The sequence below is a fragment of the Gemmatimonadota bacterium genome, from assembly GCA_016209965.1.
GTDB lineage: Bacteria > Gemmatimonadota > Gemmatimonadetes > Longimicrobiales > RSA9 > JACQVE01.
In genome coordinates this window covers 1-10549 of the sequence record JACQVE010000098.1, presented here as the reverse complement: position 1 = coordinate 10549, position 10549 = coordinate 1, and the positions used below count along the sequence as shown (strand labels likewise).

At 69.2% G+C, this 10549-nt stretch carries 9 protein-coding genes; 1 reads left to right on the top strand and 8 read right to left on the bottom strand.

Annotated features, from left to right (window positions below; translation table 11 throughout):
- Positions 1-1467, bottom strand: a 1467-nt coding sequence (locus HY703_04100; protein MBI4544358.1) for a tetratricopeptide repeat protein, incomplete at its 3' end; no start/stop codon positions are given.
- Positions 1468-1667: 200 nt separating this feature from the next.
- Here HY703_04100 and HY703_04095 point away from each other — a divergent pair.
- Positions 1668-3485: a peptidylprolyl isomerase gene (locus HY703_04095; protein ID MBI4544357.1), complete on the top strand. Its 1818-nt coding sequence runs from the start codon at positions 1668-1670 to the stop codon at positions 3483-3485.
- Between the two features lie 189 nt (positions 3486-3674).
- On the opposite strand, the gene HY703_04090 is transcribed toward HY703_04095, so the two are convergent.
- The 7 genes from HY703_04090 to HY703_04060 form a co-directional block, all read right to left on the bottom strand.
- Positions 3675-3947: a twin-arginine translocase TatA/TatE family subunit gene (locus HY703_04090; GenBank protein ID MBI4544356.1), complete on the bottom strand. Its 273-nt coding sequence runs from the start codon at positions 3945-3947 to the stop codon at positions 3675-3677.
- 23 nt (positions 3948-3970) lie between these two features.
- Positions 3971-4249, bottom strand: coding sequence for a hypothetical protein (locus HY703_04085; protein MBI4544355.1), 279 nt, complete (start codon positions 4247-4249; stop codon positions 3971-3973).
- A 45-nt stretch (positions 4250-4294) separates the two neighbouring features.
- Positions 4295-5281, bottom strand: a complete 987-nt coding sequence (locus HY703_04080) for a polyprenyl synthetase family protein (GenBank protein ID MBI4544354.1) — start codon at positions 5279-5281, stop codon at positions 4295-4297.
- Positions 5282-5347: 66 nt separating this feature from the next.
- Entirely contained in the window at positions 5348-7495 is a 2148-nt protein-coding gene (locus tag HY703_04075) for a tetratricopeptide repeat protein (protein ID MBI4544353.1), read from the bottom strand.
- Positions 7492-8439: a glutamate formimidoyltransferase gene (gene ftcD / locus HY703_04070; GenBank protein MBI4544352.1), complete on the bottom strand. Its 948-nt coding sequence runs from the start codon at positions 8437-8439 to the stop codon at positions 7492-7494. Before ftcD ends, HY703_04075 begins: the two co-directional genes overlap by 4 nt.
- Positions 8440-8479: 40 nt before the next feature.
- Positions 8480-9694 (bottom strand): imidazolonepropionase, encoded by a 1215-nt coding sequence (locus HY703_04065; GenBank protein MBI4544351.1) that lies wholly within the window; start codon positions 9692-9694, stop codon positions 8480-8482.
- The coding region (locus HY703_04060) for an aromatic amino acid lyase (protein MBI4544350.1) at positions 9691-10549 on the bottom strand (859 nt) is incomplete at its 5' end. The genes HY703_04065 and HY703_04060, both read right to left, overlap by 4 nt.

Below are 10549 nucleotides of genomic sequence, written 5' to 3'. Positions count from 1 at the left end.
GATGCTCCCGCCGCTGAAAAAGAAGTTTTCGAAATCCTCCCACCCCGCCTCCGCCGGCTGTTCAACGGCTTCGGCAGTGGATTCTGCTGCAACCGCGCCGGCGGCCGACGTGTCCTCCACCGGCCAGGGCGGCGCCGCACGCTTTGCTATACCAGGGGAGGCGAGCGGCTCAACATACTCCCCACCACTCGGCTCCGCCACGGCCCCGTCATCGCCCGCCGCCTCACCCTCCGACCATGCGTAGGGCGTGCGCTCGGCACCGGCCGCACCACCGCGCCCCGTCCACGCGGATTCCACCAGCTCGGGGAGTCCGTCCGCCTCTATCTCCGCGCCGCCTGGCGCGGCCGACTCGACCCGGCTCTCCGGCAATGTTTCGGTAATCGGCCCGATGCCCGGCTCCGGCGGCCGCTCCGACGGCGGCTCCTGCAGAGTTCCGCCTGGCGCGTCCACATCCGCAGCCGCTCCGCTCCCCAGCATGCCCGACTCGTCCGGCGGCCCCCACGGCGGCGCTTCCTCACCCGCCCGCGGCGCGCCGGCAGGCCCGCCCGCCGGCTGCGGCTCGAGCTCGAGCAGATCCAGACCCAGATCGTCCGCCCCGTAGCTGGACGGCCGCGACGGCCGCGGCACCGGCTCCTCCAGCCCCGGCAGGTCCAGGTCCGGAAGGTCGTCCCAGCCGGCGGCGGCAGGGCCTTCCGAATCGAGCGGGGATCCCACCCCTGCGGGCAGCTCCATTTCTTCCGCGGGGACAGGCCCTGCCGGCGCAGCCATCGCTTCCAGCTCCGCCAGCTTCGCCGGCAGCTTCGTGTCATCCGGATGGCGGCGCGACAGCTCCCGGTAGATCTCCGCGGCACGCTCCTGCTGACCCTGCGCCGCGTAGAGCTCCGCCATGGTCTCGGTCACAATCAGAGGCGGCGGGCCAGATTCCCCGCCTAGCTGCAACACCCCCTCCTCCCCGCCAGCTCCCGCTTCCACCGCGGCGAGATCGCCCGCCGGGCCAGGAATCTCGCCTGAATCGGCCGCCAGATCCCAGGCAGCGGGCGCGGCTTCGGTCAGCGCGGCCGCTTCTCTCAGCTCCTTCACCAGGGCTGCTAGCGACGCGTCCTCCGGCTCGAGCGTCCGCAGACGCTCATAGAAGCCCAGCGCCTCTCCTGGCTGCGACGCCTCGCGGGCTAGCTCAGCCAACGCTTCCAGCGCCTCGATATTGTCGGGATCGAGATCCAGCACCCGACGGAACTCGGTCTCCGCCCCCTCACTGTCGCCCTCCGCCCGGAGCACCCGAGCAAGCACGACGTGCGCACTGGCATAGTCCGGGTGCCGCGCCAGTCCCGCCGCCAGAACGCGACGCGCCCGTCCCAGATCGCCGGCCCGCCGATACGCCTCCGCCAGCGGCGCGAACGCGCGGCCGCCAGGCTCGCTCGAGACTGCCGCCTCCAGCCGGGCTATTCCCTCGCGATCGGGCTCGGCCATTTCTCCAACTCCATGGGGCCACGAAGGCTAGCGCTTGCGGGCAAAAAACAACAATAGCCAGATTTCCCAACCCGCGGAACCCCAACCTCTGCAGCGGGTTGAAAGTAGCGGGCTGATACCCTAGCTTGCAGTCTTTCGTGCCGAACCCCTTTGCTCGGCCGTCGGCGCACGGCCGGAGTAGTAGTCCTATGATGCGAACCATGCGCGAGAACACGAAGTGGATCATGCTGCTTACGGCAGCCGCCTTCGTGGGTCTCATGGTCTTCGAGTGGGGAATGGACCTCAGCGGCCGCAGCAGTGCGCAGGCGAGCGGTGGCGAGCTGGGCCAGGTCAATGGCCAGCCGATCACGTACGACGAATACAACGCGGTCTATCGCAGGTTGGCGGAGCAGCGGCAGGATCAGGAGGAGCCGATCTCGGCGGCGCAGAACCGGCAGCTCGAGGAAACCGCCTGGGCACAGATCGTCATGGAGAAGGTGATCGCTCAGGAGCTGGAGCGTCGCGGCATCGGCGTGAGCGAAGAGGAGATCCGCCAGGCCGCGCGCTTTGCGCCGCCCCCCGAGTTCTTCGAGAACGAGCTCTTCCAGACGGACGGCCGCTTCGATATTGCCAAGTACCACCAGTTCCTGGCCTCGCCCGCGGTGGACAGCCGGCTGCTGCTCCAGTTGGAAGCGTATTACCGCGACCTCATTCCGCGCAGCAAGTTGTTCCGTCAGGTGACAGCCGGGATTTATGTGCCGGAGAGCGAGCTCTGGCGCGCCTGGCGCGAGGCCAATGAAAAGGTCCGCGTGCGTTACCTGGCGCTGCTGCCCGATGCCCTGATCAGCGACGCCGCGGCCTCCGTCAGCGACAGGGAAATAGCCAGCTATTACGAGGCGCATCGCGACGAGTTCAAACGTCCGGAGCGGGCATCGGTACGGCTCGTCGCCCTGGACAAGGCGCCCACGACTGCAGATACGGCCGCGGCCCGGGATCGAGTCCTGGCCTTGCGTCAGGAGATCCGGCGCGGCTCCGACTTTGCCGAAGTCGCGCGGCGCGAGTCGGCGGATCCCGGCTCGGCAGCCAAGGGTGGCGAGCTGGGCACCTTCCGACGCGGGCAGATGACACCAGCGTTCGAGCAGGCAGTCTGGTCGCTGCCCGTCGGCCAGGTGAGCCAACCGGTCCTGACGCAGTTCGGCTACCACCTGATCCAGGTGCAGAGCCGGCGCCAGGACGAGGCGCAGGCGCGGCACATCCTCATTCCCATCGAGCGCAGTCCGGAGAGCGAGAATCTGCTGCTCGAGCGTGCCGACTCCCTCGAGGACCTGGGCGAACGAATGAGCCTTGCCGCGGCAGCCGAGCAGTTGGGACTGCCTGTCCGAACCGCCGAAATCAATGAAGAACTGCCGTTTGCCCCCGCCGTGGGCCGGCTCGACGACGGCGCGGACTGGGCGTTCCGTCAGGCGGAGATCGGCGATGTCAGCCCCGTGTTCGAGACGGCATCCGCTTACTACATGCTCGAGCTACTCGAGCTCATGCCCGCAGGCAGCATCGAGCTCGAGAACGTGAAGCCGCTCATCCGCAGCCGCATTTCCTCGCAGAAGAAGCTGGAAAGGGCGCACCAGCTCGGCCGCCAGATCGTGGGCGAACTGCGCGGGGGCGCGGGTTTCGAGGCCGTCGCGGGCCGCTACGCCGTCCAGGCGCAGGAGGCAGGACCCTTCTCCCGCCTCGACTTCGTGCCTGGCCTGGGCCGCGCAAACGCTGCCATCGGGTCCGCCTTCGGCCTGGCGCCCGGCGCGATCGGCGGCCCAGTCGAGGCAGAGAACGCCCTCTTCATCCTGCAGGTGCTCGAACGCCAGGAGGCGGACCGCTCGCCCTGGCAGCAGCAGAAAGAGGCGCAGCGCGAGCGCATCAGCGCCGGACTCGAGCAGCAACGCTGGAACCGCTTCCTGGAAGATTTGCGCAAGCGGGCCGAGATCAAGGACAATCGGAACCAGGTGCTTCGCCCCGCGCCGAGCGCGGACGGCGCAGCCAACTGACCGACCCGTCCGGCGTGCACGGTGGAGCAGCCGCCTTTGCCGCCTTGGCCCCCCGGGGGAGAAAACAATGAGCGCCTGGTGGCAGTCCTTCGCACCGCCACCAGGCGCTCTTCCGTCATTCGCCTGATTCCCTGAGGCCACCCACACGTGCTGCGGCGCCGCGGCGCCCAACGCCCTCGCCCCAGCTACCTACTGCGAGTCGCGCCCGGTGTTCGCCTGCTTGCGCGCGGCCCCCTCGGCAGGCGCCGCAGCGCCTTCCGTTGAGCCCGCGTTCAGCTCCTTCTGCGACTCTGCTGTCGGCCGCGCCAGCTCCGATTCGATGTCACGAATCGAGCGCTTGAACTCCCGGATCCCCTTGCCCAGCGCGCCGCCCAGCTCTGGCAGCCGGCGGGCGCCGAATACCAGGAGCAGGACGAGCAGGATCAGGAGGATCTCCGTCATCCCAAAGTTGCCGAACGGCATGAATCCCTCTCCGGGTTACGAGCCTACAGGAAGGAGCGGGCGACAAAGGTCACGAGCGCGATCCCGACCAGGCTCAGGGCGTTCAGGTTGATCGTCAGCGGGCCAATGACGAAGGCCAGCGCGATCAGATCGATCCCCAACGGACCGATCGAAGCGGACACCGCGGTCGTCAAGAAGTCTCGCGTCGCGCTCTCCGCGGGCAAGTACAGGATGGCCAGCTTGCTGAACAATGCGCCCAGGAAAAGCCCGACGATCACGATCCAGAACAGACGCCCGAGGGCGCGGCGCCGCGGACCGATCATGATACCGCCGCCCCAGTTGCAGGTTCCATTCTAGGACCAGCCACTCTAGTGCCGGCGCTCGACGACGTAGGTCACCGCGTCGCGCAGGCATTCTGCCGCCTCGCCAGCCGGCAGGCCGACCAGCGCCGCCGCCGCCCGTGCGCCGTACTCCGCCGCACGCCGGCGGCTGTACTCGAGGCCGCCGTACTCCCGCACCAGCTCTACCATCCGTGCGATCCCGTCGTCCGCAGGTTCCGGGTCGGCAAAGAAATCCTCGATCTCCCGGCGCCCCGCGCCGTTGGCGGCGGAAAGCGACGCAATCAAGGGGAGGGTCACCTTGTGCTCCCTCAGGTCGTGCCCCGCCGGCTTGCCTGTCACCGCCTCGGTCTCCGTGTAGTCCAGCAGGTCGTCCGCGATCTGAAACGCCATGCCCAGGTAGTGGCCGAAGCGCGCCAGCGACTCGCGCTGCGAGGGCTCGCCCGTGAGAGCACCCATCTCGCACGCCGCGGACATGAGGGACGCCGTCTTGCACGCGATCAGGCGGTAGTAGTCGCTCTCGCTCGTCCGCAGCGCGTCGCACGCCGTGAGCTGGCGCATCTCGCCCACGCTCATCTCGTTGGCCGCACGCGCCAGCACGCGAATCAGCTCGAGATCGCCCAGCAGGGCCAGCTCGCTCACCGATCGGCTGTAGAGGTAGTCTCCCATGATGATCGCCGTCTGGTGGTTCCACAGCGCGTTCACCGTGGGCATGCCGCGCCGCAATACAGAGTGGTCTACAGCGTCGTCGTGCACCAGCGTCGCCAGGTGCACGAGCTCGACGGCCGCTGCTACGGTCACGGCCCGAGCGCCCGGCCGGCCGCCTACCTCATTGGAGAGAAGGAGAAGGGTGGGCCGAAGAAACTTGCCGCGACCCAGGAGAAGGTAATCGTTGACTTCGCCGATGGGGGGGAAATCGCTCAGGACGATCCGCCGCAGCTCCTCACCCACAGCCTCCAGCCGGTCGCGCACCGGACGCTGGATCTGCGCGAGCTTCGGCAGTGATGTGCGAAGCATCGACTCGACACCGGGGTGCAGGATAGGTCAGAACGCGCCCAAAGGTACCCGCGGCTGCCGGTCTTGTCAAAGTCGTGCCAGCCGTTCCGACACGTCCTGGAAATCCAGATCCAGGCCCATCACGCGCTCGTACGCCTCTCGCGCCGCCCGCCACTTCCCCATCCCCTCGTAGGCCCGACCCAGGTGGTAGTACACGCCAAGTAGCTCCGCATCATCGGAGTGCGGGAGCTGCAGCGCCCGCGACAGCAGCTTCACCGCCACGTTGTATTGCTCCTTGAGCAGGAAACACTGCCCCAACTCTTCGTAGACCTTGAGCCGCTCTTCACCCCCCCGCAGCGCCGTCTGGAACTCGGCCACCGCCTCATCGATCAACCCCATCTCCTTGAAAGCCAGCCCCAGATCGTAGTGGCTCGCCGGGTCGTCCACCCCCACGTGCTTGGCCACCTTGCTCTTGAACTGCGAGAGCATGGTGGCAAAGTCCCGCTCCTCGTCGCCCGAAGGTGCCTGCTCCGCGACCACGAAGCGCGTCGTCGACCCGGCCTCAGCCTCTTCCGCCTGGATCAGCGCGCTCAGGTCAACATACGCCTCTTCCTCCGCTGCCGGCCGCTTCCTCCCGCCGTACAGCGCCTTGCGTACCGCCTCATGGGACGGATCCAGATCGAGTGCCCGCTGCAGCACAACCGTGGCCTTGGTCCTGGCACCCGTCCGCTTCAAGCACTCCGCCAGTTGCAGGTACGCCGGAACGAGGAGTTCCGTGTTGCCGGAGCGCAATGCGTAGTCGACCCGGTCCTGGTGTACGCGCACATTTGCCGGATCCAGCGCAGCCAGCTCGTCGAGTGCCTCGATAGCCTCTTCCAGCAGTCCGGCGGCGGCCAGTGCCGCGTGGAGACGTTCCAGCTCGTCCGCCGCCTCTCGCGTGCGGCCGGCCTCGAGCAACTCGCGTGCGCGGGACCGGGCCGCGGCCGCATCCGGTGCCTGGGGCGCCTTGCGCTTGGCTCGCTCACGAGCAACCGGCGGCTCCGGCTTGACGCGGCCCGCCGGCTCCGCCGGCGCCGTAGGCGAAAGCGTCAGGTCGAATCCCCCAAAGGCGGGCCCGCCCGCCTGGGCCGCTTCCTCCACCGCCTCGGCCCCGGGCAGGGGCCCCAGGTCCAGCAGCGGAAGCGGCGCCGCCGTCTCCTCCTCCCCCGTCTCTTCCGCCTCCCCGGCTGGCATGGCCAGGGTCTGGGCCGGCCCGGCAGTGTCGACCTCGGCGAGATCCGCCGCTTCGGCCTCCTCCTCTTCCGCCTCGCCCTCGACCCCAAGCCCCGCCGCCTCGGCCACCGATTCCAGATCCAGATCCTGACCCGACCGGGCCGCAGCCGGCGCCCCTTCCGGCGTTTCCGTGGGCTCGCCCAGCAGCGGCAGCGGCGCCACTGTCTCGGGCTCGACCGCCTGCGCCGTGGTTTCGAAGCCCAGCACAACGGGTGGAGGCTGCTCGACCACCGCTTCCCCTCCCCGTTGCCCGGTGACGGCGCCCGGACCGAAAACCAGCGCAGCATCCAGGTCGGGCCCGGCTTGGGGCACGGCCGGCGCCTCGGCAGCCGCCGGCGCCGCTACCACCGGGAGATCAGCCTTGGGATCCAGTACCAGGATCTGCGCGCGCAGCTCCTCCAGCTCTTTCGTCTGACCGCCAGGCGCACGCAACGCGAACGCCTTCCGGAGCTGCTCCAGTGCCTCCACCCGGTGCCCGCGCGCTTGAAGCTGACGCGCCAGCAGCTCGCGCGTCTCCGGGTCGTCCGACAGGTTCGCGAACTCTTCCAGCGCCTTGAACGCTTCGGGAAGCGAACCGGACTTCTGCATCAGCTCCGCGAACTGCAGGAACCAGTGCCGCGCATCCGTCAGGAACCCCTGCGTCGCACACAACTGCCCCAGCTTCCGGTACAGCTCCGGCCGCTCCGGCACGTACCGCAACGCCTTGTTGCACAATGCGATGGCGTTGTTGTACAGCCCGGCCTGCGCGTACCGGTCCGCTGCCTGCTGGTAATACATCACCGCGTCCGCCGGCCGGCCCAGGCGCAGGTAGAGGTCACCTACCCGGTTGTAGAGACCCAGCTCGACCTCACCCTCGTCCTCGCCCGCGGCCAGGATACTCAGGTAGGCTTCGATCGCCCGCTGCCACTCCTCCTTCGCCTCGTGGCGCCGGGCCTGTTCCTTCAGTTTTGTGATGGACTTCACACTTTTTTCCGGTTAGCGGCTCCGAGTCGAGCCGCCAGGTGATCGACCAGGCGGCGCGAAAGCATGCGCTGCAGCGTGGCGTCGCTCAGGCGCAGGCGCTCCGCTGCCGCGGTCAGAACCAGTTCATCTGGCAACATTCCTACCACTTCCGTTTCTGCGACCCGTCCGCCGGCCGACGCTGCCAGCTCTTCGATCCGGCGGAACACGTCCATGGGAGGAGCAGCTTCCAGGTCCTCGAGGTTCATCGAGATCTGGAGTGCGCGCCGTTCCTCGAGCATCAGGGCGAGCGCGCGGACCCCGCGAAATCCGCCCCCCTGCTCCCGCACCCGTGCTGCGATATCATGAGCCGCCTCTTTCGACACCCCGGCGAGGTATACGTTCCACGCCAGCAGCAGTGGCCGGGCGCCCACGCAGGTGATACCCGCCCGGGGGTGCGCTCCGGGATGCGGCCACCCCGGCGGCAGCAGGTCGGGTGGACGGTCCGCCGGCCACTGCCTGACCAGTTCCTCGAAACCGCCGCGTCGCAGCTCGCCCAGTGTGCGCCCTGGCGGTTCGGAGGCTGCGCCGTAAAAGTAGACCGGGACGCCGACCTCCTCGGCCAGCCGGCGGCCCACGCGGCGCGCGGCTTCCCGTGCATCTTCCAGGCTCAGCGCCACCAGTGGCACGAAGGGCAGCACATCGACTGCGCCAATACGCGGGTGTGCGCCGCGGTGGTAGCGCAGGTCGATGCGCTCGACGGCGACTCGTGCAGCAGCCACGGCCGCCGCCTCGACGACCTCCGGCGTGCCCACCAGCGTGACCACGCTGCGGTGGTGGTCTGGATCCGAAGTGCAGTGCAGCACTTCGGCGCCGGCCCCGCGCATCGCATCTGTGATGTCGTGAACGGCCGCGGCGTCCCGACCCTCACTGAAGTTCGGCACCGCTTCGAGGACGCGCGCGGTCATCGTGCGAAAGATAGGACAGACGCTCCGGCGCTACAAGCGTTCATGCCGCCCGCGCCCCCCGCTTCCAGACGCCGCGCACCAGGTTCACGCCCCATCGATAGGGGATCTCGCGGTAGTCGGAGACCGCCCACAGCACGGCGTCGGCGGGGGCGCCCACCGCCAGCGTGCCGCGCCCGGGCCCGAGGCGCAGTGCCTTGGCGCCGCCGGCCGTGGCGGCCACCAGTGCTTCCAGCGGGTCGAACCCCATTTGCGAGCAGGCCGTGGTCAGCACCAGCGCCATACTGGGCGAGGGCGCCGATCCGGGATTGAAGTCCGTGGCCAGCGCCACGGTCGCGCCGGCGTCCAGCAGCTTCCGCCCGGGCGCGTAGCGGTTGCGGCCGAGGAAAAAGAGGGTAGCCGGCAGGAGAGTGGCCACCGTGGCCGAGCGGCCCAGGGCGCGGATGCCCGCATCACTCACCTGCCCGAGGTGGTCCGCAGATACGGCGTCCAGCTCGACCGCGAGCTCCGCGCCGCCCGAGTACTCGAGTTCGTCGGCGTGCAGCTTGGGCTCGAGCCCGTGCGCCAGTCCCGCCTCGAGCACGCGCCGCGCCTCCGAGCCTGTGAACGCGCCCGGCTCCATGAACACGTCACAGAAACGGGCGAGCTGCGCCTCGGCCACAGCCGGGATCATCTCGTTGACAACCAGATCCACATAATCGCTGCGCCGTCCCCGGTACTCGGGTGGGATCTCGTGCGCGCCCAGGAAAGTCGGGACCAGCTCGAAGGGGCCCTCTTCGTTCAGCCGCCGCACGACGCGCAGGCTTTTCAGCTCGTCCTCCGTGCGCAGTCCGTAGCCGCTCTTGACCTCGATAGTCGTCGTGCCCAGGCGCACCATTTCCAGGAGGCGGGACCGCGTGAGCTGAACCAGCTCGTCTTCCGAGCGCTGGCGCAGGTCGCGCACCGAGGCATTGATCCCGCCGCCACGCCGCGCGATCTCCATGTACGGCACACCCCGGCAGCGCAGCGCGTACTCAGCGGCGCGCCAGCCGCCGAACACCGCGTGAGTATGGGAATCGATGAAGCCGGGGGTGACCACGCCGCCCCCGCAAGGAACACGCTCCGCGTCCGGGAAGCGGGCCAGGAGCTCCGCTTCGGCTCCGACCGCCGCGACCCGCCCCTCCTGCACGGCGAGGCCGGCTCGGGCGAGCACGCAGCCGGGGTCCACCGCCTCGCAGGTCACCACCTGGGCGGCCTCGACGAAGAGTAGCGCGCTCATGATGCGGGTGCCGCTTCCACGGCCAGCCGGGCGAAGGCACCCTTCCGCACCAGCGCCTCGACCGCCGCGATGTCCCGCGCCATCTCCCGGTCGCGAGCGAGCGGCCGAACCCGCTCCCGCACGAGCTGGTAGCCTCGCTCGACCCGCCGCCCGGGACGCAACGGCTTGTGGAACTCGAGTGCCTGCGCCGCCGCCAGCAGCTCGAGCGCCAGCACGGTCTCGAGCAGTCCCACCGCCTCCCGCGCCTTCAGTGCCGCGCCCACGCCCATGGAGACGTGGTCCTCGCGGTTGGCGCCCGTGGGAATCGAGTCCACGCTCGCCGGTTGCGCCCGCAGCCGGAGCTCCGCCACCAGCGCCGCGGCCGTGACCTGGACCAGCATGAGCCCGCAGTTTACCCCCGCATCCGGCGTGAGGAACGCCGGCAGCCCGGAAAGCGCCGGGTCCAGCAGCCGCGCCAGCCGCCGCTCGCTGATGCTCGCCAGGTCCGCACACGCCAGCGCCAGCACGTCCAGCACCTGGGCCACCGGCTGGCCGTGGAAGTTCCCGCCGCTCAGGATCCGACCATCTTCCGCAAAGATCAGCGGATTGTCTGTCGCACTGTTGACTTCCACCTCCAGCACCTGCCGCACGTACACCAGCGCCTGCCTTGCCGCGCCGTGGACCTGGGGCATGCAGCGCAGCGAATAAGCGTCCTGCACCCGCGGGTCGTTGTGCCGGTGCGACTCGCGAATCTCCGAACCCTCGAGCAGCAGCCGCAGTCTTGCCGCACTCTGCCGCTGCCCCGGATGCGGGCGCACCCGCTGAATCGCATCGTCAAAGGCGTCCGGCGTCCCCCGCAGACCCTCGAGGCTCATG